This is a genomic window from Plantactinospora sp. CNZ320 (genome assembly GCF_002846275.1).
Window position 1 is genome coordinate 4,129,679 of record NZ_PJMP01000001.1, and the last position, 21,887, is coordinate 4,151,565.

Genomic DNA, 21,887 nt, shown 5'->3' on the forward strand with positions numbered 1-21,887 from the left:
GGTCTGCGATTCGGGATGGTGCCCGCCGGCCGAATTCCGAAGGAGGAAGAACCGAAATGACATCCTCGCGACATCCGTCGGTACGGGAGTTTCCGATAGCCGATTCCACCGCCGGCCCGTACGGCGTGACCGTCGGGCCGGACGGCGCGATATGGGTCACCCTGGTGCATGCCGGGGAAATTGTCCGAATGACACGTGACGGCGATGTTCGGCGTCACCAACTCGACGAATCGGCGAGCCGCCCCTGCGTGATCACCCCTGGACCGGACGGCGCGCTCTGGTTCACCCGCTCCCAGGACCACCTGATCGGGCGGATCGGCACCGACGGGCAGCTCAGTTCGTATCCGATCCCGTCGCCGGCCGGCGGCCCGTACGGCATCGTCGCCGGGCCGGACGGCGCACTCTGGTTCACCGAGATGAACGCCGACCGGATCGGCCGGATCAGCACCGACGGCGTCGTCGAGGAGTACCCGCTCCCCGAGACGGGCGGCTTCCCCTCCGGGATCACCGTCGGTGCCGACGGGGCACTCTGGTTCACCCTCAACCAGGCGAACGCAATCGGCCGGATCGAGGTGGGCGGCGACATCACGCTGCACCCGCTGCCGACGGCCGATGCCGGACCGGTCGGCATCGCTGTCGGCACCGACGGCGCGGTCTGGTTCGTCGAGATCGGCGCCGGCCAACTCGGCCGGATCACCCCGGAAGGGAAGATCACCGAAATTCCGCTGCCGGACCGCGCCGCCCGGCCGCACGCGATCACCGCCGCGCCGGACGGGAGCTACTGGTTCACAGAATGGGGCGCCAACCGGGTCGGGCGGCTCGACCCGGACGGCAGCATCCGGGAGTACGACCTGCCGACGCCGGGTTCGGAGCCGCACGGGATCACTGTCGACCCGGACGGAATCGTCTGGGTCGCGTTGGAGATCGGCAGCCTCGCCCGGCTGACGCCGTAGCGGAGGTGACGCCGTAGCGGAGGCTCGGGCCGGTCCCCCACCGGGTCGTGGCCGCCCGGGTCCGGACCACCGGGCCCGACGGCCGGGTCACCGCTGCTGGTTCGCCCGGCGGCGGTCGGCGTCGGCGATCGCGTGCCGTACCGCCAGCCGGATCACCCAGTACAGCGCGACGAGCGCCACCACGGCCAGCGCGAGGTTGACGGTGAGCGCGAACAGCAGTTCGGGAACCTGGCCGGTGGAGATCATGCCGAGACGTTAGACCAGCCTGACGGCTGTCGCCGGCCCACGAGAGGCATTGTCGCCGCCCCAACGACTGCGCGGAAGCTTCTCGGGCGCCGCCCGCCGGGCCGCACCGCGCCAGCGGGCGGTCAACCCCCGAGCCGGCCGAGCACGCCGGACTCGATCACGATCACCGCGCCGATCACCATGAAGACGACCGGCACGATCCAGTGCCCGAAACGTCGTACCAGGTCGACGACCCGCCGGTGTGCGCCGAGCCAGGACCCGGCCAGACACCAGGCCGCCACCCCGATCGCGAAGACCGCCACGGTGAGCAGGCTGTCGGCGAGCCCGATGGTGCGAAACGTCGGCGTATACACGGAGATGTTGTCGGCGCCGTTCGCCACCGTCACCGCGAGCACCGAGAAGAGGCCGGTGGCCACGACCGGCGACGGCGGCGCGTCCTCGCCCCGGGCACGCACCGCCGAGACGAGTCCCCGCACCCCGAGGGCGAACGGAAGCAGGCCGAGCAACCCCACCCACCGGTCGGGCACGATCGTCAGGCCGAGCGCGGCGACCGCGGAGACGAGGACCAGAACGGCGATCCCGGCGTACTGCCCGACCCAGATCTGCCACGGTCGCGGCCGGCCCGCCGCGCGGGCGGAGAGGAAGAGCACGGTCAGCACGATGATGTCGTCGACGTTCGTACCCGCGAAGAGCCCGACCGCCGCGAGTAGCGTCCCGACCAGATCCCCCACGAGCACGGACTCTACGGAAAGCCCGAGTCCCCGGAAAACGGTCAGGCCGGGTCGTCGGCGGCCGGGGAGGCGGCGGCTGCCCGGGAGGCATGCAGGGCGCCGACCGCGAGCAGCAGCGGCCCGGCGAGCGTCACCGCAGCCAACAGCGCCGCCGAGACGTCGACCGGTCCGGCCAGCGACGCGGCGATGCCGACCGACATCAGGGCGCCGTCATCCGGATTGGTGAACATCCACCAGGACGACCATCTGCGGACGAGATCGCGGAAGGCGATCGCCGCCGAGACCATGACCAGCAGCGCCCCGAGCGGAACGAAGACGGCCCGGTCGGCTCGTGACGCCGACAGGGCAAGCACAGCCGCCGCCGCGAGCGTGGCCAGCAGCGCCGGCCAGCCGGCTCCGAGCAGGCCGAGCAGCGGGGCATCGTCCACCCGGGGCCAGAGGTTCACACCGAGGCTCACGAGCAGGAGTACGGCGACGGCTGCGGCCGGTACGGCGGCCTTCGGTCGCTGCCGGACCGGCAGGGCGAGTACCGCCACGGCCAGGCAGAGGACTCCGAGCAGCAGTGCCACGCTGGCGAGCCGTTGCTGGTCGAGCCCCTGCCGCCACTGGTCCAGGATCGACTGTGGCAGGGCGGGACGCCCCGTCGAGGCGGCTCCACCGTCCATCGGTGCGTAGAACGGGATCAGCAACCGGCGGGGGGCCGCTTGTGTGGATTCCCGCCACAGTTCCACCGCAGCGGGGATCGCGAGCAGGACGAGGCCGGCGATCAGCGCCGGTCGTACCCGTGGCAGGGCCGGACCGGCCACCAGGACGTACCCGACAAGTGCGGCCGACGCGACCAGGGCGGACTGCGCGGCGGCGCGGTCGGCGGAGACCAGCGTCGCCAGGACCGAGAGCGTGCCGGCGACGGTGAAGAGCGTCAACAGGACGCGCGTGGGGCGCACGGTCAGCGATCATTCCACAGTGGTGTCGCGACGGCTGCCTCTCTCAGTCCCGGCGATCACGAACTCTCTCGGTCCCGGCGATCACCGAACGGCGGGTGTTGAGCCGGGCGGCCTGACGCGTCAGGTGGTCGCGCTCGGCGAGGTTGGCCGCCTTGCGGGCCGCCTCGACGTAGAGCCGTGCCGCCGTCGCCAGGTCCCCGTCACGCTCGTGCAGGTACGCCGCCACCGCCGTGTAACGGGGCAGCGAGTCGTCGAGCGCAGCGAGCGCCGCCAACCCGGCGCGCGGTCCGTCCGCCTCGCCGACCGCCACCGCCCGGTTGAGCCGGACGACGGGGCTGTCGGTCAGGCGCGCGAGTTCGTCGTACCACTCGACGATCTGCACCCAGTCGGTCTCCTCGGCGATGGGCGCGTCGGCGTGCAGCGCCGCGATCGCCGCCTGGGCCTGGAACTCGCCCAACCGGTCGCGGGCGAGCGCCGCCTGGAGGATCTCGACGCCCTCGGCGATGAGTGAGGTGTCCCACCGGCCACGGTCCTGCTCGGCGAGCGGCACCAGGCTGCCGTCGGGTGCCGTCCGGCTGGCACGCCGGGCGTGGTGCAGCAGCATCAGGGCGAGCAGTCCCGCGACCTCGGGGTGGTCGATCGCGGTCGCGAGCTGCCGGGTGAGCCGGATCGCCTCGGCCGCCAGGTCGACGTCACCGGAGTAGCCCTCGTTGAAGACCAGATAGAGCACCCGCAGCACGGTGGCGACGTCGCCGGGCTGGTCGAACCGTACGCCGGAGACCGTGCGCTTGGCCCGGCTGATCCGCTGCGCCATGGTCGCCTCGGGTACCAGATAGGCCTGGGCGATCTGCCGGGTGGTGAGCCCGCCGACGGCGCGCAACGTGAGCGCGACCGCCGACGACGGGCTCAACGACGGATGGGCACAGCGAAAATAGAGCTGGAGAGTGTCGTCCACCGCGGGTACGGGCCCGGGCGCCGGCTCCTCGTCGAGGAGGTCCTCACGACGGCGGCGGGCGGCGTCCGCCCGGGTCGCGTCGAGGAACCGACGCCAGGCCACGGTGACGAGCCAGCCCTTCGGGTCCCGTGGCGGGTCGGCCGGCCAGGTCCGGACCGCCTCGACCAGCGCGTCCTGTACGGCATCCTCGGCCGCCACGAAGTCGGCTCCGCGGCGGACGAGGATCCCGAGCACGCTCGGCGTGAGACTCCTGAGCAGTGCCTCGTCCATCCGGCAGGTCACTCCGTGATGGTCGGCGGCTCGGCGAGGAAGGGGCGCAGCTCGATCCACTCGTGGATCGGCCTCCCACCCGCACCGGGGGCGGCCGACAACTCCCCGGCCAGCTCGACGGCACGCTCGTAGCTGTCGACGTCGATCACCATCCAGCCGGCGATCAGGTCCTTGGTCTCGGCGAACGGGCCGTCGGTGACCGGCGGCCGTCCCTCGCCGTCGTACCGGACGAACGTCCCCTCGGGGGCGAGCGCCTGGCCGTCGACGAACTCACCCGTCTTCTCGAACCGGGCCGCGAAGTCGGCCATGTACTGCACGTGCGCCGTGATCTCCTCCGGCGTCCACTGGTCCATGGGTACGTCGTTGGCCGGAGCCGGGGCGCCACGGTAGTGCTTGAGCAGCAGGTACTTCGCCATCGTGTTTCTCCTTGGTACCGGTGTGCGACCCATTCTGGTCGCGTTCACAGCCGGGGACGGAGCCGGTCACCGGTTCTCGACATGCTGGTCGAGATTATTTTGCGCGCGAAGCCCGCCCTGGTCGGTGGGGTGCCCGAGAGGTGGCGCCGCCCCCGCACAGACGGTGCGAGGGCGGGGCGGCCGGAGGCTGGTGTGCTCAGCGAGCTTGGGCCGGGTCGCCCACCGCCGCCGAGTCGTCCGCTGCCTCGGGCAGGGGGACGACGTAGGAGTCGACCCGGGCGATAAGTCCGTCCCGGAACGTGAAAAGGTCGTTGAAGGCGAACCGGAACGGCCCGTGCTCGACTGTGGCGCCACGGCCCTCGCCGGTGGTGACGACGACCGGACCATCCTCGTGAACCCGCTGTACGTCGAGTTCGGGGCTGCCGGTGAACGCCGGATTCTCGATCTCGCCGTCGAACTCCGCCTTGCCACGGGTGACCCGATGGCCGTGGATGACCCACTCGACGTCATCGGTGAGGGTCGCCAGGATCCGGGCGTGGTCACTCGCCCGGAATCCTTCGAAGTACTCCGCGACGAGGTCACGCTGGGTCTTCTGGATCATGATGTTCTCCGCCCTGGTGTGGTGTCCCGTTTGGTGTGGTGTCACGTTGGTGTGGTGTCACGTTGCTTGTTGCTGTGCGGTGAGGCCTGTAGGTGTGTGCGGCGGGGCCTGTAGGTGTGCGGCGGGGCCTGTAGGTGTGCGGCGAGGGCGTCGAGGATCGAGGCGAGCCCTTCGCTGGCCTGGGCCGTCCGAAGCTCGGGCGGAAGCCGACGTTGGTGGACCGTGAGGTCCGTGCCGCCGTCGTCGGCGGGGCGGACGTCGATCGTGGTGCGGAGCCCGGTGACGGGCTCGTCGAAGACGAGTTCGTGCGGTGGGGCGACGATCACGTAGACGAACCGGAGCCGGCGGGTCGCGCCGTCCGGCGCCCGGGTGTCGAGCGCGAACTCCCCACCGGGACGCAGGTCGACGACCACCGAGTCGACGGGAACGCTGGCGTGGGAACCGCCCCAGAACGCCGCGATGCTCGCCGGTGAGGTGAAGGCGCCCCAGACACGTTCGGGAGTCGCCGGAAAGTGGCGCTTGGCGATCAACTCGTCGCCACGAAGCTCCGATCTGGCGGTCAACGGACCGCTCCGTCGTCGGCAAGATGCTGCTCAAGGACGTCGAGCCGGTCGCTCCAGGCGCGGCGCTGCTCGTCGATCCACGTGCCGAGCAGTGCGAGCCGGTCGACCCTGAGCCGGCACGGGCGCCTGGTGCCCTCGCGTCGCTGCTCGACCAGGCCACACCGCCGCAGGACACCGACGTGGTGCGAGATCGCCTGTGGGGTCAGGTCGAAGGGTTCCGCGAGTTCGCCAACCGTGGCGTCACCACTGGCGAGTCGGGTCACCAGGGCGCGCCGGACGGGGTCACCGAGAGCGGCGAAGGCCGAGTCGAGGTCCGGCTCGGGCACGACGAGCGTGGATGGCATGCCTCGACCCTAACACAAACGATCATTTGCACAAAGGATTGTTTGCAGAGCGCTCCGGTTCTTTCGGAGTCGGTCGAATCAACCCGCTCCGGCCGTACCCGGGTCGAGTTCCGCGAGAAGGCGCACGACGCGGGCGCGAATCTCATCGCGGACCTCGCGGACAACGGGCAGAGGTTGGCCCGCGGGGTCGGTCAGCGACCAGTCTTCGTAGCGCTTGCCCGGGAAGACGGGACAGGTGTCGCCACATCCCATCGTGACGATCACGTCGCTGGCCTCGGCGGTCTCCCAGTCGAGGACCCTGGGTCGTTCGGTCGAAATGTCGATGCCGACCTCCCGCATCGCCTCGACGGCCACCGGGTTGGTCCGCTCCGATGGCTCCGAACCGGCGGACCGCACCTCGATGCTGTCGCCGGCGAGGTGGCGCAGCCAGCCGGCCGCCATCTGGGAACGGCCGGCGTTGTGTACACAGACGAACAGGACGGAGGGTTTGTCGACCACCGGTTCTCCTTGACCCATCAGGTGATCACCGGGCTGCGCCGCTCGATCAGGGTCACGTCGCGCCAGACGCCGTGATGACGCCCGACGCGCTCGCGGACCCCCACTACCCGGAAGCCGCAGGCTGCGTGCAGGGCCAGACTGGCCACGTTCTCCCGGAAGACGCCGGACTGGATCGTCCAGATGCCGGCCCGTTCCGTCGAGGCGATCAGAGCGTGGAGAAGATCACGGCCGACCCCGCGTCCACGCGCTTCCGGATGCACATAGACGGAGTGCTCGACCACTCCTGAGTAGACACAGCGATCCGAGACAGGGCTACATGCCACCCAACCGGTGACCTGGCCGCCGGAGTCGAGGGCGACGAACCGGTGCTGCTGGAGCCGGCTTGTCGTGTACTTCTCCCAGGTCGGCGGATCGGTCTCGAACGTGGCGTTCCCGGTCGCGATCCCCAGCCGGTAGATCTCGAGCACCTCCTCGGCGTGCTCGTCCCTCATCTCGGCAACGGTGACGTGACCAGTGTTTGCAACTGCGGGAGTCACAGACGTACCTCCTTCTGCACGGCTTGCGGGATGGCCAGGTCGTCCGGGCGCCGCCTCGCCACGGGGTACCACCATGCCAGCGCGGCCAGGGCGGCTAGACCGCCGACGAGTTGACCAGCGACGAAACCCGGCGCCGAGGCGGGAGCGATGCCCGCGAAGGTATCGGAGAAGATGCGACCGACGGTCACCGCCGGATTGGCGAAGCTCGTACTGCTGGTGAACCAGTACGCGGCGCCGATGTACGCCCCGACCGCGGCGGGTGCCACGTTCGCCCGGCCCGAGCGGACCAGGGCGACGACGAGCAGCACCAGGCCGGCGGTGGCGACGACCTCGGCCAGCCACAGGTGCCCACCGGTCCGGACCGTGCCGGACCAGGTCACCGCAGGCAGGTCGAACATCAGGTTCGCCAGGACAGCTCCGACGATCGCTCCCGCGACCTGCGCGGCCACGTACGCCGCGAGATGGCCGCGACTCAGCCCCGCGCCGCTACGTCGGCCGAGCCACCAGTCCGCCGCCGAGACCACCGGGTTGAAGTGCGCGCCGGAGACCGGCCCGAAGATCAGGATCAGCGCACCGAGCGCCAGAGCGGTGGCGAGCGTGTTCTCCAGCAGTTGCAGCCCCACGTCCCCGGGCGACAGCCGGGCAGCCGCGATGCCTGAGCCGACCACCGCGGCGACCAGCAGGGCCGTGCCGACGAGCTCTGCCGAGGCGCGCCGGGCCAGGCTCACACCGACAGCCCGGAGGTCATCGCCGAGGTGTCGAGAAGCCGGGACAATGCGCCGAGCCGGCCAGGCATGACCCAGTAGTAGACCCAGGTGCCTCGGCGTTGGCAGTCCACCAGGCCCGCTTCCCGCAACACTTTGAGGTGGTGCGAGATCGTCGGGCCGGTCAGGTCGAAGGCGCCGGTCAACTCACACACGCACACCTCGTCGCCAGCTCGGGCAGCGATCAGGGACAGCAGCCGCAGCCGTACCGGATCACCGAGCGCCTTGAAGCCCCGGGCCAGGTCGACCGCCGCCCCTTCGGTCAGGGCTTGCGCGACCAGCGGCGTGCAGCAGCTTGCCGCGACGGATGACTCTTGATTCGACACAAGTCTAGTTTGACAGTCATCTAGTCAGCGTGACAAGGTGCTGTTTAGATAATCTTCTAGACAGGGAGGTGCGGGATGTCCCGCGTCCAACTGGCGCTACGCGTTTCCGATCTTGAGGGATCGGTGGCCTTCTACTCGAAGCTCTTCGGAGTCGAGCCGGCCAAGCGCCGCCCCGGGTACGCCAACTTCGCCATCGAGGAGCCGCCGCTGAAGCTCGTCCTGCTCGAAGGTGCCCCCGATCAGCCCACCGTCATGGACCACCTGGGCGTCGAGGTCTTCGACGGCGCGGAGGTGACAGCCGCGACCGATCGGCTCACCCAGAGCGGACTGATCACCCTCACCGAGAACGACACCTCCTGCTGCTACGCCGTGCAGGACAAGGTGTGGGTACGCGGCCCCGGCAACGAGCCGTGGGAGGTGTACGTGGTCAAGGGCGACTCCAACCAGTACGGCAAGAGCGCCGACGCACAGCCCGGCGCCGACGACGGCTGCAAGTGCGGGGAGGCCGGCGACGCCACAGAGAAGGAGCCGGCAACCGTCGGAGCAAGCTCCGGCGGTTGCTGCTCGTAGGCGCGCGAGCGGCGTCGTGAAGAACGGGGTCTACCTGCTGGCAGGATTTGCCGCCTGCCAGCGGTAGACCACGTTTGCCTGTTCCCGCCTGGTGCTTGACACATGATCCAGAAGTTCTGGTCGACCTTGCGGGGTCGCTACTGACTCCAGAGGTCCTGGCCTCCCCGGCCAGAGGGGTCGAGGGCGAGAAGATCTTCGTGGAGGCCGTTGAGGTGTCGTCCGGTGGCGTGGCCGGTGGGGTCAGTCTCGGTCAGCACCCACGACGGGACCTCGGCGGTCGCCTGCTCGTCGTCGCCGAGGTGGTGGAGCATCGCAAACACCGTTTCGTAGGCCACAGCTCGGGCCAACTGCGTGATGTCGGATTGGCTTGCTCCCGCTTCGAGGGCTCGCCTGGCAGCGGGGATGTTCGCGATGCCCTGGCGCCAGCTGTCGATCATCTGCGGCCAGATCGAGCGCAGGAATCGGTAGCGGGCAAGCTGCGGAAGGTTCTCCTCGATCTCGGAACGAGCCCATCCCTGAGGGTCGACGCAGCCGAGTTGTTCCAGCATGGCGAGCAACTGTCGTGTGTGGTCTCTGGCCTCGACGGGTAGCTGCTGCAACCAGGTCTCCTGCTCTTCCACAGTGCAGATTGAAACATTCGCTGGCCCGCCCGACCTCGGCCTGCTGACGACCTCCGGGCCGGCAACTGATGTGCCGGTATCCTGTGCTTCTCCCACGCAGGACCGCATACTACGTGGAGGAAGCGTGGGATACGAGATTCATATCAGTCGAGCCGAGGAGTACTTCGACAGCGAGGAGCACCCTATTGGTCTGGAGGAATGGCTGTCCTACGCAGAGAGCAACCCCGCGCTCAGGGTAGGGGGATGGCTCAACTGGGATGAGGACTGTCAGCCCATCTTCGAGTACACCTGCCTTGACGGAAGCGTGGTTTCGCTGACCTGGTTCGAAGGTGGCATCAACATCAAGGGTCACTTCGACGGCGACCCCCACTGGGAGTTCGGAGCGCTTGCCGAGGACTTGCGAGCCAACCTCCAAGGTGACGATGGCGAGCGATACACCGCAGACGGAGTCACTCCGCCCATCCGGTAACCCGTGCGGCTCCCGCCCCCTGCTGGCCCTCATGCGTGCCAAGGAGACAGGCTCTGCCCATGGAGAACACGCCCGAACTGCTGGCCCTCATCTCAGCCGCCCTTGGCCGAATCCGGGCGGGAGAAGCTCCCGGCACCGTCTTTGGTCGCCTTGCCGCAGGCGGGAACGACCTGCGCTTGACGGCGGTGGCGGTCTGCGTGGCCTGCGGCACCAGCGTCGGTGAGGCCAACGAGCGCCTGCCGAAGTACACCGAACTTTTCGACGAGATGACACCCGGCGAAGAAAACATCATCGGGGAGGTCCTGGAGATCGCAGGGTACTTCGATCACCGGGTCGAACTGGACCGGGCCAGCGCTGAAGTCGCGGAGACGCTTCAGGAAGCGCTCAAGGCCGCTGGCCCGCTCCCGAGCGGCTTGGCTCACAACGTCTACAGGTCGCTGACCACAGGGAAACTACCGCAAGCGTTCCTCTCGATGGAAGCCCTGTGGAGCAGGCGCACGCCAGCGAACCCTCAGGTCTTCTGGACCCACATGGCCAACGCAGCACGCCTCCTGGGCAACAGCCCGAATCCGGATTCGGACCGCGACGCCGTAGGTGCCCGACGGCTCACGAGGGCTCACGATCGGTCGGCGCGAGCCGAAGCCGACGATCGAAAAGGTTGATGTCTACGATCTCCACAGACAGCACGTCGCCGAGTTCAGGGGTGCGGTCGAGGGCTGCGTTAGGGACCAACCCCTCGATGCCGTTCCCAACGGCTACGAAGACACCCAACGACGGCACGACGTAGGTCACCTTGCCTCGTACGACAGCGCCGAGACGTGTCCGCGCGAACTCCACAATCGGGTCGGGTAGCAACCCCTTGAACGACAGCGACACCTGTTCGCGGTCGAGGTCGACACCCAGCACGATCACAGTGAGCCGATCTCCCACGCTGACAACCTTCGATGAGTGATCGAATCGCCTCCAGGAAAGCTCCGCGCAGTTCACCATGCCGGTCACACCGCCAATTTCGACGAACACGCCGGAGTTCCTGATCTCGACCACCACGCCCGTGACTACCTGGCCACGCTCCAGCGTTTCCAGGCTCACGCGCCGCCCCTCTGCATTCCTCGGCCCCATACCTCCAATCCTTTCGGCCGGCTTACCCAAGCGCAACGGCGATCTTGTCGCTCATGGTGTCGTCTCTTCCGTCGATGCAGTTCGCATAGACCCGAAGCAGGAGTGCCAAACCGTGTTCAAATACGGCTTCGACGCCAGCGAGATCACACTTTAATCGCCGCACCCGCCGAAACTCCTCGTGCTGGCGCTTACTTTGCTGCCGAATCTCCTCCTGCTGACGGCGGGCCTGCCTAGGTGCCGCGCCAGGCAACCCGGTATGGCCACGGAGGAAGCGACGGGGTACGACCTGCTTGTTCCCCTGGCACAAGCAGGCAGCTCCTAGCCAGACAGGCTCGCCGTATCCGGGGCACTGTCTAGAGCCGCACGAATCTAGGCGAGTGGTTGTCGCGCGGTCCAAGCCACGAACCTTTGGAACAGCACCTTGGGGTCTGGTTCGGGTTGCGGGTTCAGCTTGTAGAGATCTTGCAGCGCCGACATCAACTGCGCCGCCATGTAGATGGCCAGGCCGACCGGCGCGCCTTCGAACTCCGCCTTCAGGAGCAACCGTGCGTTGCCGCACGGCCAGGGCTGCCCGGGGCAGCCCTGGCACTCCCAGAGGGGCCGGCGCGGTTGGTGTGGCCTGAGTCGGTACGGGGTCGGGCGCTCAAAGTTCGGGGACTGGTTCGGGAGAGTCATCCCCTAAGTGTTGACGTCGTAGTTGTCGACGTCAACAGCAACCGTCGTTGCTTAGCGTCGATCATGTGGAAGAGTTGGTTGGGGTCGCCGAGATCCGCGACATGTTGGGCGGCAACTTGTCCCGACAGCGGGTACACGTGATCACCAGCCACCGCGACTTCCCCGCCCCCGTGCAGAAGTTGAAGATGGGGCATGTGTGGTTGAAGCGGGACGTTGAGAAGTGGATCAAAAACCGGCAGGCCAGCGAATAGACCGCCTCACCGGACCGGTCCCACCCCGTCCTAAGCCAAGCCTTCGATCAGCGCATCGGCTACGCCCTGCACGCTGGTAACCAGCGCATCGGCTCCGGCTGCTCGGAAGGCTTCTTCCTTCCACGGTCGATTCGCGTACCCAATGACTGGGACCCCGGCCGCTCTGGCGGCTTCGATGTCTGACTGGACGTTTGGCTCACCTTCGTGTCAGTAGCGGTCGATTCGTATCTCGGCCTCGGTAGGGCGAGATGACCGGCCTGACCCGAAGTGAACGCATCCTGACGGACTCAGCCCTGACCGGAAGCAGCGCATTTCGCCCCGCAATCGTGTCTGGTTCACATTCACCCGCAAATAGACAGACATGACGTCCGTCGAGACGGCGCCCGAGTGCCGTACGCCTACTCACCATGACCGAGCGCCGAGCCTACCCATCCGACCTGTCCGACGCCCGCTGGGCCCTCATCGCACCCCGCCTCACCGCCTGGCGCCAGGCCCGCACCGACGCCGGCGTCGGCGGCCGCACGCCCACCCACGACCTACGCGAGATCCTCAACGCCATCCTGTACGTCAACCGCACCGGCATCGCCTGGCGCTACCTGCCCCACGACTTCCCACCCCACGCCACGGTCTACGGCTACTTCGCCGCCTGGAGCAAGGAAGGCATCTTCACCGAACCGAACTACAACCTCACCGGCCTCGTCCGCGACCACCACGGCCGCACCATCCACCCCACCGCATCCATCATGGACACCCAGAGCGTGAAACCTCCACCAACGTCCCACTGTCCACACAGGGCACCGACGCCGGAAAGAAGATCGTCGGCCGCAAACGCGGCATCATCACCGACACCCTCGGCCTGCTGCTCGCCGTCACCGTCACCGCCGCCAGCGCCAGCGACAACACCATCGGCGTGGACCTACTCGACCAGGCCACCACCGCGCACCCCACCCTGACCAAGACCTGGGTCGACGCCGGGTTCAAGAACCGCGTCGTCGAACACGGCGCCGCCCTCGGCGTCGACGTCGAGATCGTCACCAAGGACCCGAAAGCCAAGGGCTTCAACGTGGTCAAGCGCCGATGGGTTGTCGAACGCACCCTCGCTGGCTCATGCACCACCGCAGGCTCGTGCGCGACCACGAAGCCCGACCCAACAACTCCGTCAGCATGATCACCCTCGCCATGATCGACAACCTCGCCAAACGCCTCACCACCGAAACCACCCCAACCTGGCGATACGGCTAAACCCACATAACCGACGAACTACGTGAATCAGACGTCCTCTGAGAGGGAGTCGCCCACCAACACGTAGCTCGGCGGCGCGGCATTGAGGGCCTGTACGGCGCGCAGGATGGGTTCCGGGTTCGGCTTCATTCGGTCCGGTTCGGCGTACGCCCGCCCAATGACAGGCGCGACGTGCCCGGCAGCCGGTGGGCTGCCAGGTAGGCGCTCGCCGCACCAGCAGTGCTCGCCACCGCGACCGGCACCCCGGCCTAGCGCGCGGCCATCGCCGCGCTCCTCCGCTCGTTCCCCTAACGGGCCTGTCGATCGCCGGTCCGTAAGCCGTTCCACGAAGGGACGGCGACACGCCTGTGACACGGCCAGCGAGATCGAGCGGGACCGAGCGAGACTCACGAAAGAGGCCCCTGACCGGCGTTCGCGCTGGTCAGGGGCCGTTTTTGCACCTGGTGGCGGGTAGAGGATTCGAACCTCTGTAGCTTTCGCGACGGATTTACAGTGGAAGCACCAAACCGTCCCTGACCAGGCCGTTCATCCCGGTCGTCACCGACCTCCTCCGTCAATCCTCCGGACGCCCCACCGAGGGGTTCACGAGTGCCCGATGAGGGTGTGGAAGCCGACGCTGCTGCTGCCAGCCGCGATCAGACCGACGAGCACTGCCTCAGGTGTTGGTTGACCAGCCATGGCCGTAAGGACACCTGCACCTGTACCCGCGCATGTCGCGAGCAAGAGGATCAGAGAAGATCGGAGACTGAGCAGCGGTTGCGACGTCGGCGGATTGGACTTCGATCGAGTTCTACGTGAGGTCACTCGGACGACCGTAGTGAACACACGGAGTTATGTCCTCGGCCTCTGACCTGGGCCTTCTTGCCAAACGCAGATTACCGCCGTCAACATATGTTGATGCCCTCCCGTAGCCCCGACCCCGATCGCCCCATCGAAGGCACGACGCTGAGCATTGCTATCGAACGGTTGGCTCAGCGCGTTGTCCGAGACAGTGGCGGAACGACGCTGCGCGCGCTGGCCGACATAAGATCTGCCGTGGAGTCAAGGATTGAGATGAACATCAGACAAGGCTGGGGCAGTGCCGAAGAACTGCTTGACCGAAATTTATCAAAACCACGTAGTTGGAGAGAAATTGGTGAAGATCTAGGTGTATCGACTCAAGCCGCACACAGGAAGTACAGCCGCCTGCGCGCCATGCTCGCCAAGTCAGTCGATCCGCCCGACTAGATAGCTCTTGCCGCATTTGCGCCATAATGGCCCATCTCTTTTGTGTTAGGCCATTTGAGCATATTATGCGAGCCTCGCAAGTCGAGACAGGTCACCTGAGGCAATCGTGACAAGGAGTGCCGAGTGCGATACATTGAGTCATGCCTAGTCGCATTTATTTCTCCGACTACTTCGGAGTCGACGAATCCCATCTTGAATCCTACGGTGCATTGAATATCTGCCTTGTTTCGGATCTTCCATTATTTATTGATCCGTTTCTCCTGTTTCAGAGCGAAAAGATCGAGTATCAAAGTCTCCACGATTCAATCATCAAGTACCTGATCTTCTTAAAGGACCATTCGGCCACCGCGCAAGATAACAATGGACTTCTCAAAGAGTGGTTTTACTTCAAAGAAGTCAAGGAAAACTGGCTTGGTTTTACCTTCTTAGGCAATGACGGACGAGGGCTCGGAGAAAGGTTCGCTAAGTCTCTTAGCGGCCATCTCAGCACAATGTTAATAGACGACCGAGATACAGTACATCTCGAACATGTGCGCCTACTTGACAAAGGCGTAGGTCGAGACAGCGTAAGCGATCTATCCACTAATCTAATCAAAAAGTATTTGCTAGAGTACACACAGGAGTTCGCTCGCCAACATGTTTCACCCGAACAGCGCAAGAGCTGCGCGGTCAGGCGAGTTGAATTCGACTACGAAATGAAGGTGTGGCGGACAGGAGTATACGAACTCCCCTATTTTAACGTCCGGCAACAGCATGTACTGCTGACTCCAGTAGACATACTTGCTCGCGACGAGACCTGGATCAATCGCGAGGACTTACTCCGAAATTTCGATCGCATCGTTGCCTCATGCGACGACGAGAATCTACGCGACAGGATGAACCAGTACTTCACGAAGAGACTCATGAAGGCACGGTCAACCGAACCCAGACAAGAAGCAATTGAGGCAACGCTGATTCAGTTCCCCCAACTCTACGAGCTGTACATAGCGCTCAAGGAGCGTGAAGGGAGACTCGCCGAGGATCAGAGCAAGGATTCTGTAGAATACGTTCGCGCCATTTTCATATCACAGATTCGAAAAATAATAGCCGACCTTGAATCGAACACTTCCTTCTACCAACATACTCCAACGAGCTACAACGAAGCACTGAAGCGCGTTAATGCCTTCAAGCATTACGTAGAAGATCAAGATGGGTATAGAGTAATAAACCGCAAAGGCAAACCATTCAGCGACGAGACAGAGGTTCAGCTATTCTTTGGACTGATCTGGTACGGGACAGTTCTAGACGTCAATCGCGAACCGAATAATGGCCGAGGACCAGTAGACTTCAAGCTCTCGTACGGTCGCGGCGACAAGGCGCTCGTTGAGCTGAAGCTCGCAAGCAACAGTCATCTGGAGCAAAACCTCAGGAATCAGGTTCGCATATACGAGCGCGCTAACCAGACAGATAAGTCGATCAAGGTTATTATTGTCTATAATGCGGAACAACAGGCAAAGGTTGATCGAATTCTCAAAAAACTCAAAGTAGACAACGATGAGAGCATCGTTGTCATCGACGCACGCAGCGACAACAAGCCGTCAGCTTCGAAAGCTTGAGCAATCTTTACCACAGCCATATGGAACGGGTTCTCTAATCGTCGACATTACCAATGACGACCCCAGCCGGACTAATACTCAAATCGGTGTCTAGTTCACATACCGTGGACTACCCTTGAGTTCTCCCTGGTCACGCAAGTCCGTCAGCCGGACGAACCAATTCCGTCTTGTCGGCTGGGTAAATCTCGATCGTGTCGTCGGAGTGATGCACCTCTATAACGGGCACACCTTCCTCCATGTCGCGTTCAGTGCGCTCGGGATCGGCGGGCATGCGCGCAATCGCCCTACCGCCCGGCGGTAGCTCAACCGACACCCGCTCACGTGGCAAGCGTACCCGGGAGCGTTCGCCACGTTCGGTGCTCACGAGTCCTTCACTGCGGAGCAGGGCGAGCGCCTGGCGGACGGCGTCTCTGCCTACGCCGTACTCCTGCGAGAGGGTGACCTCGCTTGGCAGCGGCGCTCCTGCTTCGTACTGCCCGGAGTAGATGCGCTCGCGGATGAGGTTCGCGAGCTGGCGGTACACGGGCGTGTGCGAGCGCCGATCGATCGACATGGACGGCAGCCTTGCTGACAGGTACAGCCATGTGTCCTTGTGGCCATATGGCCATAGGGCTATGGTCGACGTTACGGAAAGTGCTCATGCTGCGACGCAACTTCGCGCCGGAGCACCCTTCCGTGTGCCCGAGGACCCGGATCAACCGACGGAGAACGACAGTGGATCAAGACACGTACCTACCCGACCGGCTGACCAGAAGCGAGCCACGCACGACTAACCAGGTGTCCAGGTCGACCTACGGCTACGACGAGCACAGCCAGCCATCCGGACCGCCCAACCGGCGAGGCGTCCACGAAGCACCGAGCCGGACCATCCCTCCGACACAGGTCGAGGTCTCCAACGTCTTCCAGCCCCTTCCCCGCAAGGCGCTCGACGCCTTCGCCGGCCGCTTCCGAGCAGCACCGCGATTCGTGCTCCTGATCCCGATCGAGGCGGGCAACATCGAAGAGGCGGTCAACCTCGCCGTACTCCTCGGCCGATCCCTGCGGTACATGCCCGAGATGCGCGCCAGGGACGAGCTGGTCTTGGACGCTGAGGCCGAGAGTTTCCATGACGCGTTCTGTGACCTCGTGCTTCCTGGCAACCTCGACTGCTCCCGCGAGGCCGGGCATTCCGGCAGATGCGAGGCCCTGTAAGACCGGCCAGCCGTGGAGCGGAGGTAGCGGCTGGCGCAGCCTGAGCGGTGCGGGTAGTTGAACGCGGGTCCGGACGGCGGGGAGACTAGGACCGTCGTCCGGACCAGGCTAGGGAGGCACGTGGGCGGGCAAGGTGGCAGCGGCATCGGCTTCCGTGAGATCGCACAGGAGCTACGGGAGGCGATCCAGTCCAAGACTCTGCCTCCCGGCTCGCCCCTGCCGTCTGAGACGGATGTCGTCAAGCGGTGGGGCGTTGCCCGCGTCACCGCGCGACGCGCGTTGGCCGCGCTCGAAGCAGAGAACCTGATCGAGACCGTCCACGGGCGGGGGCGGTTCGTGCGTGGCGCGGAAGACACCTCAGACGAGCGCACCGGGGCGAAGTTCGAGGCGGTTGCCGCCGCTGTCCGACAGTCGATCGAAAGCGGCGCGTTTCCGCCCGGCAGTCGCGTTCCAAGCGAAGCCGAGTTGAGCGAACAGTTTCAGTCATCAATAGGGACGGTCCGGCAGGCGCTACGTGCTCTAGAGACTCGCGGAGTCCTCGTCTCGTTACGAGGCAAGGGGAGGTACGTTCCGCAGGATTCGGAGTCTGGTCCAGTCTTAACGGATGCCGAGCGAATCGCCGCCGAAATTCGTTCCGCTATCGAGCGTGAGGAGCTGGCCGCAGGCGTGAGCCTGCCTGGTGAGATGGAACTAGCAGAAAGGCACGGAGTGGCACGGGGTACTGTGCGCCGCGCCTTGACTGTATTGGAGCGCGCCGGGCTGGTGGAGACTGTCAGAGGGAAGGGACGCTTCGTGGTCGAGCAACCCGTGTCGCACCCGGACGATGAAGCGAAAGCCTCCTGAGATGGGCACGTCCGGTTCGCCTTTCACCTCGGATGAGGCGGTCAAGGTTCTAGGCGAGGCTTGTCGAACGATCGGGGTTTCTACGGACGACGCAACGCTGATCCGGCTCGGCGAGAACGCGATTTTCCGCCTCCCCGTTGCAAATTTGATCGTCCGGATCGCTCGTGGTATCGATGTGCTAGACGATGCCCGGAAAGAGGTCCGCGTATCGGAGTGGTTGCGGAATGAAGGGCTGTCTGCGGCTCGGACTGCCGATTACCATCAGCCGATAGTCACGCTGAACCATCCTGTCACCTTCTGGCATCCGATCATGGACACTGGCCGTAAGGCTCGTGCCCCGGAGCTAGCAGCCGTCCTGCACCAGCTACACGCTCTGACACCATCACCGAATCTCAAGCTTCCAGAGCTGAACATGTTCGGCCGAGTGAAAGAACGGATCGATCAGACATCGGGCCTGGCTCCAGCCGATGTTGACTTCCTCCGCAAGCAACTGGTCGACATCAGAGCCCAATACACCGAACTCGTTTACTCGTCCCCAGCGTGCGCCGTGCATGGAGACGCGCACGTACAGAACCTCATCGTTGATCCGTCCGGTACCGCCGTGCTGATCGATTTCGAGCGCTTCGCGTTCGGCCACCGGGAAACGGACCTCTCCGTCACCGCGACCGAGTACGAGATTGGCTGGCATACCGACCACGATTACGCCGAGTTCTGCCGGGTTTACGGTTACGACGTGCGGGCCTGGGAGGGATTTCCCGTACTCCGGGCGCTGAATCAGCTTAAGATGACGACGTGGTTGATGCAGAACATCCATGAAGGGCCAGCGGTTGCAGAGGAGTTCCGAAATCGCCTGGAGACCCTACGCGACCCTAATTCCCGACGCCCCTGGGCTCCCTTCTGATGGCGAAAGCACCTCGTCGGCAAGTCGTAGGAACGGCACCGCTGCCAGGCTCGTCTGATGTGGCGCAAACTCGCCACACAGGTCTCTGATGTAACGGAGATAGCGCTCGGACTTGAGGCTTCCGGCAAGGGTTACGGCCTCGATTCCTGCACCAGCGGCACGCTCTAGATCGGACTCATGGATGCAACTGGCGCAGAGGACGAGGCGCATGAAGGCGAGTGTCCGTACATAGCTCGGGTCGGATAGAGCTACAGCCTTAGCGACGAACTCCTGTGTCAGCTTTGGTTTGCGGAGATCTCGGAAGCAGTGGGCCATCTCTCCGGCTAACTCAGCTTCGTCAAAGTAGTCGATCCATGGCGGGTCATCGGCTGTGTTGCGGCGGCCAAATATGGTCTCTGCCGCAGCAAGCACGGCGGCGCATCCCTTCTCATCGCCTGATCCCGCTAACGCCCGTGCCTCCATCGACAGCAGCATCGTCATTACCGTTGCGCTGGCAACGTCCTTCCCGCCCTCTTGCGCAGCCCTCGCCAACTGGGCTGCTTCGGTGAAGCGGCCAAGGTAGTTGGCCTGGTGGCTCAGGTTGGAGAGGATGCGGCTGCCCATCACGCGGTCTTGCCCGGCCTGGGCCAGACGTAGCCCCTGGATCAGGTACCGCTGCGCCAGGCCGTGCCGTCCGGCGTCGTACGCGGTCCAGCCGAGTAGTTGCGCGACTTCTGAAGCAGCGGAGAAGAGTCGCTTCCCGACGTTCTCGGTGAACTTCCCGTCCAGCAGCGGAAGCACCTCGGCCGTGAAGTACTGCGCCAGAGCGCTACGCGCGTGTCCCCCGCCGTACTGGAAATCGAGGCGCATGAACATCTTGTTCGTTACGCAGATGGCCTCAACGTCGGCCATTCCTACTCGACGTGCCGCAGCACCGGTCTCCGGAACCGGTTCGGGGCGAGACAGGAGCCATGGAAGCAGGGGCGCTGACCACGCGGCCGGGACGGCTGGTGACGTGAGGACATCAGGCAGGTTCGACAGGTCATGCCGTGCGAGTTCCAGCAGCCGGACCCGTGCTCCCGCGACATCTTCCGGGTACTGAAGCGCGCTTTCGAACGTCGCCATGGGAGATGCCTCCCCCATGCCGATGTCTTCGACGCTGACCCGGAAGCCGCCCTTCTCCGACAGGGCTTCCGCGATAAATCCAGCCGTCTGTGTGCGCGGCTGCGACCCGTCCAGCCATCGTTTGACGGTGACATGGTCGCACTTCAGTTCTGTTCCGTGCCGCGCGGCGACGGCGCGGACCCGTGCGGCAAGACCCTTGTTGGAGCAGCTGACTCGGGTCATCACCTCAGCCAAGGACAGGTTCGGCTGAAGTTCGGGCACGTCCCCTCCTTGATCCAATTGTCCTGAGTAGTCAAGTCCTCACACACTCCATAGTCAAGGTCGTTCGCACCTCCCCGGCGGCGCGCACCCCGGAAAGCACCCCCGAACGCACCCACGCACCCCCGAAATCACCCTGCCGTCTGCTGCTCAAGCGCGGTTTGCTTGTGCCACAGCCAAGCAAGGCCACACCGAACAACCCCGGGATCGGCCGGGGCAGCACTTGACAGACCAGAGGTAGACATGTTCTAACTTAGATAGGTCATGGCTACATGAGAGGTGAACGATGGACAGGCACACGGACGAGCCCACCCCGGCAGACCTGGACGCGATCGAGGCGGAATGGCCGCTCATCGACGCCGAACTGTCCCTGCTCGACGCGGAGATCAGGGCTCTGTACAGCGACGGCGGACCGTCGCCGTTGGACCGGCGCCGCATCCGGCGTGCGGAACAGCGGGTGATGCGGACGGCCGCGACGCTTGGCAGCCCGGTCACGCCGACCCGGCTCGCGGCGTAGGTGGTGGCTCCGATGACGCGTCGCTACCCGGTTTCGGTCCCGGCTCCGGCCGAAGACACCCGGTTCACGTTCGGCCTGGTGATGGATGTTGCCGAAGTGCTGGCCGCGCACGGCTACCCCGGGATGACCGGCGACGAGTACGACGGCCAGGGCCCCGACCTACTCGGTCTGCAAATGGCTCTGTACCGGCTGATCTACACCCCCGAGACCGGCCCCGCCGGTTTTACCCGAGAGGACGTGTGATGACCACTCCGACCCTGAACAGCGCCTACCCCCGGTCCGTGGACGACCTGCTGCCGGCCGCGCGGGACCTGGCCGAGCGGACCGGCGAGCTTCCCTCCCGGAACCGGCTCATGAAGGAGTTCAAGGTAGGCGGACCCAAGGCACGCGCCATCCTGTCCGCCCTCCAGCAGCCCTTCCCCAACGCCCTTCCAGCGACAAGCGAGCCGAGCGGCGAGCCCTCGCAGACCCAGCCAAACACCGAAGCGGACCCGGGTCCGGCGACCACGCCGGCCGCCGCCCCGCCGGCCGAGAAGCCCGCCACCGACGACACGCCGCCGGAGGCGTCGCCGCTGCCCATCCCGCCCGTAGACCCGGGCGCCACCGTCACCCCGGAGCAGGGCCGCAAGCCGCGCCCGGCGGTGCGGTCGTGGGTCCTACTGCTGTTGGCCGCTCCCGCGTTCGTGGCCATCTGGTCCGGGTGGGTCGGACTCGGCGGACTCACCGGGTTCGGCGTGGTCCACCCGCTGCCGGGCATCTGGGACTCGCTGAGCATCAACACAGCGATCACCCTGCCCATCGGTGTCGAGGCGTACGCCGCCTACGCCCTGCGGGCGTGGCTCTCCGGCGACGCGGTACCGGTCCGGGCGCGCAAGTTCGCCCGAGTCTCCGGCATTGGCTCCCTGATGCTCGGCGCGCTCGGGCAGATCGCCTATCACCAGATGACCGCCGCCGGGATGACCTCCGCCCCGGCGTGGATTACGACGATCGTCGCTTGCCTGCCCGTCGCCGTGCTCGGCATGGGGGCGGCACTGGCTCACCTGCTCCACACGAACGACCAGCCCTGACTTTGCCCGGCGGCGCGGCTCCTGGCCTCGCAAACCTGTGCCGCGCCGCCGGCCCCTTCCGATCCGAGATCCACAAAATCCCTGATGGAGG

At 65.5% G+C, this 21,887-nt stretch carries 29 protein-coding genes and 3 pseudogenes; 14 read left to right on the forward strand and 18 right to left on the reverse strand.

Going from position 1 to position 21,887, the window contains the following annotated elements; translation table 11 throughout:
- Positions 1-56: 56 nt before the first annotated feature.
- Positions 57-953: a virginiamycin B lyase family protein gene (locus CLT71_RS18215; RefSeq protein ID WP_101368167.1), complete on the forward strand. Its 897-nt coding sequence runs from the start codon at positions 57-59 to the stop codon at positions 951-953.
- Between the two features lie 87 nt (positions 954-1,040).
- Here the strand turns inward: CLT71_RS18215 and CLT71_RS37040 are convergent, their stop codons facing one another.
- From CLT71_RS37040 to CLT71_RS18270, 12 genes and pseudogenes are all read right to left on the reverse strand, one after another.
- Positions 1,041-1,199, reverse strand: coding sequence for a hypothetical protein (locus CLT71_RS37040; RefSeq protein WP_158242253.1), 159 nt, complete (start codon positions 1,197-1,199; stop codon positions 1,041-1,043).
- Between the two features lie 122 nt (positions 1,200-1,321).
- Positions 1,322-1,930: a cadmium resistance transporter gene (locus CLT71_RS18220; protein ID WP_199187629.1), complete on the reverse strand. Its 609-nt coding sequence runs from the start codon at positions 1,928-1,930 to the stop codon at positions 1,322-1,324.
- Positions 1,931-1,971: 41 nt separating this feature from the next.
- Positions 1,972-2,874, reverse strand: coding sequence for a hypothetical protein (locus CLT71_RS18225; protein ID WP_143743503.1), 903 nt, complete (start codon positions 2,872-2,874; stop codon positions 1,972-1,974).
- Between the two features lie 43 nt (positions 2,875-2,917).
- Positions 2,918-4,099, reverse strand: coding sequence for a DUF6596 domain-containing protein (locus CLT71_RS18230; protein WP_101371558.1), 1,182 nt, complete (start codon positions 4,097-4,099; stop codon positions 2,918-2,920).
- Between the two features lie 8 nt (positions 4,100-4,107).
- Complete coding sequence (locus CLT71_RS18235) at positions 4,108-4,515, reverse strand: YciI family protein (RefSeq protein ID WP_101368169.1); 408 nt, start codon at positions 4,513-4,515, stop codon at positions 4,108-4,110.
- A 196-nt stretch (positions 4,516-4,711) separates the two neighbouring features.
- On the reverse strand, positions 4,712-5,116 hold the full coding sequence (locus CLT71_RS18240) for a nuclear transport factor 2 family protein (protein ID WP_101368170.1): 405 nt from the start codon (positions 5,114-5,116) through the stop codon (positions 4,712-4,714).
- A 41-nt stretch (positions 5,117-5,157) separates the two neighbouring features.
- Complete coding sequence (locus CLT71_RS18245) at positions 5,158-5,679, reverse strand: SRPBCC family protein (protein WP_101368171.1); 522 nt, start codon at positions 5,677-5,679, stop codon at positions 5,158-5,160.
- Positions 5,676-6,023 carry a metalloregulator ArsR/SmtB family transcription factor gene (locus tag CLT71_RS18250; RefSeq protein ID WP_101368172.1) on the reverse strand — a complete coding sequence of 116 codons (348 nt, stop codon included), beginning with the start codon at positions 6,021-6,023 and terminating at the stop codon, positions 5,676-5,678. Before CLT71_RS18250 ends, CLT71_RS18245 begins: the two co-directional genes overlap by 4 nt.
- A gap of 78 nt (positions 6,024-6,101) precedes the next feature.
- Positions 6,102-6,521: an arsenate reductase ArsC gene (locus CLT71_RS18255; protein ID WP_199187630.1), complete on the reverse strand. Its 420-nt coding sequence runs from the start codon at positions 6,519-6,521 to the stop codon at positions 6,102-6,104.
- Between the two features lie 17 nt (positions 6,522-6,538).
- On the reverse strand, positions 6,539-7,012 hold the full coding sequence (locus tag CLT71_RS18260; protein ID WP_101368174.1) for a GNAT family N-acetyltransferase: 474 nt from the start codon (positions 7,010-7,012) through the stop codon (positions 6,539-6,541).
- Between the two features lie 71 nt (positions 7,013-7,083).
- Positions 7,084-7,785, reverse strand: a pseudogene (locus CLT71_RS18265) (aquaporin); the annotation flags it as partial.
- Positions 7,782-8,147 (reverse strand): metalloregulator ArsR/SmtB family transcription factor, encoded by a 366-nt coding sequence (locus tag CLT71_RS18270; protein WP_101368176.1) that lies wholly within the window; start codon positions 8,145-8,147, stop codon positions 7,782-7,784. The pseudogene CLT71_RS18265 and the gene CLT71_RS18270, both read right to left, overlap by 4 nt.
- Positions 8,148-8,222: 75 nt before the next feature.
- Between CLT71_RS18270 and CLT71_RS18275 the strand changes: the two genes are divergently transcribed.
- Positions 8,223-8,717 (forward strand): ArsI/CadI family heavy metal resistance metalloenzyme, encoded by a 495-nt coding sequence (locus tag CLT71_RS18275; protein ID WP_101368177.1) that lies wholly within the window; start codon positions 8,223-8,225, stop codon positions 8,715-8,717.
- A 137-nt stretch (positions 8,718-8,854) separates the two neighbouring features.
- Here the strand turns inward: CLT71_RS18275 and CLT71_RS18280 are convergent, their stop codons facing one another.
- Positions 8,855-9,337 carry a hypothetical protein gene (locus tag CLT71_RS18280; RefSeq protein WP_199187631.1) on the reverse strand — a complete coding sequence of 161 codons (483 nt, stop codon included), beginning with the start codon at positions 9,335-9,337 and terminating at the stop codon, positions 8,855-8,857.
- 124 nt (positions 9,338-9,461) lie between these two features.
- Here CLT71_RS18280 and CLT71_RS18285 point away from each other — a divergent pair, with 124 nt between their 5' ends.
- Entirely contained in the window at positions 9,462-9,806 is a 345-nt protein-coding gene (locus tag CLT71_RS18285; protein ID WP_101368178.1) for a hypothetical protein, read from the forward strand.
- Positions 9,807-9,865: 59 nt separating this feature from the next.
- Positions 9,866-10,468 carry a hypothetical protein gene (locus tag CLT71_RS36535; protein WP_143743504.1) on the forward strand — a complete coding sequence of 201 codons (603 nt, stop codon included), beginning with the start codon at positions 9,866-9,868 and terminating at the stop codon, positions 10,466-10,468.
- Here CLT71_RS36535 and CLT71_RS18295 read toward each other — a convergent pair.
- Together CLT71_RS18295 and CLT71_RS38080 are read right to left on the reverse strand one after the other, a co-directional pair.
- Positions 10,413-10,895, reverse strand: a complete 483-nt coding sequence (locus CLT71_RS18295; protein WP_158242254.1) for a S1 RNA-binding domain-containing protein — start codon at positions 10,893-10,895, stop codon at positions 10,413-10,415. The two genes, CLT71_RS36535 and CLT71_RS18295, sit on opposite strands and share 56 nt — an antisense overlap.
- A 399-nt stretch (positions 10,896-11,294) precedes the next feature.
- On the reverse strand, positions 11,295-11,468 hold the full coding sequence (locus CLT71_RS38080) for a hypothetical protein (RefSeq protein ID WP_486483325.1): 174 nt from the start codon (positions 11,466-11,468) through the stop codon (positions 11,295-11,297).
- Between the two features lie 197 nt (positions 11,469-11,665).
- Between CLT71_RS38080 and CLT71_RS18310 the strand changes: the two genes are divergently transcribed.
- The gene (locus tag CLT71_RS18310) at positions 11,666-11,851 is read left to right on the forward strand and encodes a hypothetical protein (RefSeq protein WP_101368183.1); all 186 of its coding nucleotides are present in this window, start codon (positions 11,666-11,668) and stop codon (positions 11,849-11,851) included.
- A 407-nt stretch (positions 11,852-12,258) separates the two neighbouring features.
- Positions 12,259-13,093, forward strand: a pseudogene (locus CLT71_RS18320) (IS5 family transposase).
- A gap of 36 nt (positions 13,094-13,129) precedes the next feature.
- Here CLT71_RS18320 and CLT71_RS38085 read toward each other — a convergent pair.
- Positions 13,130-13,341, reverse strand: a pseudogene (locus CLT71_RS38085) (HAD family hydrolase); the annotation flags it as partial.
- A gap of 649 nt (positions 13,342-13,990) precedes the next feature.
- On the opposite strand from CLT71_RS38085, the gene CLT71_RS18325 reads away from it, so the two are divergent.
- Together CLT71_RS18325 and CLT71_RS18330 are read left to right on the forward strand one after the other, a co-directional pair.
- The gene (locus tag CLT71_RS18325) at positions 13,991-14,320 is read left to right on the forward strand and encodes a hypothetical protein (protein WP_199187632.1); all 330 of its coding nucleotides are present in this window, start codon (positions 13,991-13,993) and stop codon (positions 14,318-14,320) included.
- Between the two features lie 140 nt (positions 14,321-14,460).
- Complete coding sequence (locus CLT71_RS18330; RefSeq protein WP_101368184.1) at positions 14,461-15,915, forward strand: hypothetical protein; 1,455 nt, start codon at positions 14,461-14,463, stop codon at positions 15,913-15,915.
- Between the two features lie 130 nt (positions 15,916-16,045).
- On the opposite strand, the gene CLT71_RS18335 is transcribed toward CLT71_RS18330, so the two are convergent.
- Positions 16,046-16,468: a winged helix-turn-helix domain-containing protein gene (locus tag CLT71_RS18335; RefSeq protein WP_101368185.1), complete on the reverse strand. Its 423-nt coding sequence runs from the start codon at positions 16,466-16,468 to the stop codon at positions 16,046-16,048.
- A gap of 224 nt (positions 16,469-16,692) precedes the next feature.
- Between CLT71_RS18335 and CLT71_RS18340 the strand changes: the two genes are divergently transcribed.
- The 3 genes from CLT71_RS18340 to CLT71_RS18350 all read left to right on the forward strand — a co-directional run bounded on the left by CLT71_RS18340 (position 16,693) and on the right by CLT71_RS18350 (position 18,850).
- Entirely contained in the window at positions 16,693-17,106 is a 414-nt protein-coding gene (locus CLT71_RS18340) for a hypothetical protein (protein WP_101368186.1), read from the forward strand.
- A 120-nt stretch (positions 17,107-17,226) separates the two neighbouring features.
- A complete protein-coding gene (locus CLT71_RS18345) occupies positions 17,227-17,949 on the forward strand; it encodes a GntR family transcriptional regulator (protein WP_158242255.1) in 723 nt (240 codons plus the stop codon).
- A gap of 1 nt (position 17,950) precedes the next feature.
- Positions 17,951-18,850 (forward strand): aminoglycoside phosphotransferase family protein, encoded by a 900-nt coding sequence (locus tag CLT71_RS18350; RefSeq protein WP_158242256.1) that lies wholly within the window; start codon positions 17,951-17,953, stop codon positions 18,848-18,850.
- Here the strand turns inward: CLT71_RS18350 and CLT71_RS18355 are convergent.
- Entirely contained in the window at positions 18,809-20,215 is a 1,407-nt protein-coding gene (locus CLT71_RS18355) for an NsdA family TPR-like regulatory protein (RefSeq protein WP_143743505.1), read from the reverse strand. The two genes, CLT71_RS18350 and CLT71_RS18355, sit on opposite strands and share 42 nt — an antisense overlap.
- 283 nt (positions 20,216-20,498) lie before the next feature.
- On the opposite strand from CLT71_RS18355, the gene CLT71_RS18360 reads away from it, so the two are divergent.
- From CLT71_RS18360 to CLT71_RS18370, 3 genes are read left to right on the forward strand one after another with little or no spacing between them, the layout of a single operon-like run.
- Complete coding sequence (locus CLT71_RS18360; RefSeq protein ID WP_101368190.1) at positions 20,499-20,729, forward strand: DUF6284 family protein; 231 nt, start codon at positions 20,499-20,501, stop codon at positions 20,727-20,729.
- A 12-nt stretch (positions 20,730-20,741) separates the two neighbouring features.
- Positions 20,742-20,972 carry a hypothetical protein gene (locus tag CLT71_RS18365; protein WP_101371561.1) on the forward strand — a complete coding sequence of 77 codons (231 nt, stop codon included), beginning with the start codon at positions 20,742-20,744 and terminating at the stop codon, positions 20,970-20,972.
- A complete protein-coding gene (locus CLT71_RS18370) occupies positions 20,972-21,796 on the forward strand; it encodes an ABC transporter permease (RefSeq protein WP_101368191.1) in 825 nt (274 codons plus the stop codon). Before CLT71_RS18365 ends, CLT71_RS18370 begins: the two co-directional genes overlap by 1 nt.
- The last annotated feature ends 91 nt before the right edge of the window (positions 21,797-21,887 follow it).

What these genes read in the sequence shown, in the direction of transcription:
- CLT71_RS18215 (WP_101368167.1), top strand. Translation starts at nt 57, where the DNA reads ATGACATCCTCGCGACATCCGTCGGTACGGGAGTTTCCGATAGCCGAT.
- CLT71_RS37040 (WP_158242253.1), bottom strand. Translation starts at nt 1,199, where the DNA reads ATGATCTCCACCGGCCAGGTTCCCGAACTGCTGTTCGCGCTCACCGTC.
- CLT71_RS18230 (WP_101371558.1), bottom strand. Translation starts at nt 4,099, where the DNA reads ATGGACGAGGCACTGCTCAGGAGTCTCACGCCGAGCGTGCTCGGGATC.
- CLT71_RS18235 (WP_101368169.1), bottom strand. Translation starts at nt 4,515, where the DNA reads ATGGCGAAGTACCTGCTGCTCAAGCACTACCGTGGCGCCCCGGCTCCG.
- CLT71_RS18240 (WP_101368170.1), bottom strand. Translation starts at nt 5,116, where the DNA reads ATGATCCAGAAGACCCAGCGTGACCTCGTCGCGGAGTACTTCGAAGGA.
- CLT71_RS18250 (WP_101368172.1), bottom strand. Translation starts at nt 6,023, where the DNA reads ATGCCATCCACGCTCGTCGTGCCCGAGCCGGACCTCGACTCGGCCTTC.
- CLT71_RS18260 (WP_101368174.1), bottom strand. Translation starts at nt 7,012, where the DNA reads ATGAGGGACGAGCACGCCGAGGAGGTGCTCGAGATCTACCGGCTGGGG.
- CLT71_RS18275 (WP_101368177.1), top strand. Translation starts at nt 8,223, where the DNA reads ATGTCCCGCGTCCAACTGGCGCTACGCGTTTCCGATCTTGAGGGATCG.
- CLT71_RS36535 (WP_143743504.1), top strand. Translation starts at nt 9,866, where the DNA reads ATGGAGAACACGCCCGAACTGCTGGCCCTCATCTCAGCCGCCCTTGGC.
- CLT71_RS18325 (WP_199187632.1), top strand. Translation starts at nt 13,991, where the DNA reads ATGCCCTCCCGTAGCCCCGACCCCGATCGCCCCATCGAAGGCACGACG.
- CLT71_RS18330 (WP_101368184.1), top strand. Translation starts at nt 14,461, where the DNA reads ATGCCTAGTCGCATTTATTTCTCCGACTACTTCGGAGTCGACGAATCC.
- CLT71_RS18335 (WP_101368185.1), bottom strand. Translation starts at nt 16,468, where the DNA reads ATGTCGATCGATCGGCGCTCGCACACGCCCGTGTACCGCCAGCTCGCG.
- CLT71_RS18350 (WP_158242256.1), top strand. Translation starts at nt 17,951, where the DNA reads ATGGGCACGTCCGGTTCGCCTTTCACCTCGGATGAGGCGGTCAAGGTT.
- CLT71_RS18360 (WP_101368190.1), top strand. Translation starts at nt 20,499, where the DNA reads ATGGACAGGCACACGGACGAGCCCACCCCGGCAGACCTGGACGCGATC.
- CLT71_RS18365 (WP_101371561.1), top strand. Translation starts at nt 20,742, where the DNA reads ATGACGCGTCGCTACCCGGTTTCGGTCCCGGCTCCGGCCGAAGACACC.
- CLT71_RS18370 (WP_101368191.1), top strand. Translation starts at nt 20,972, where the DNA reads ATGACCACTCCGACCCTGAACAGCGCCTACCCCCGGTCCGTGGACGAC.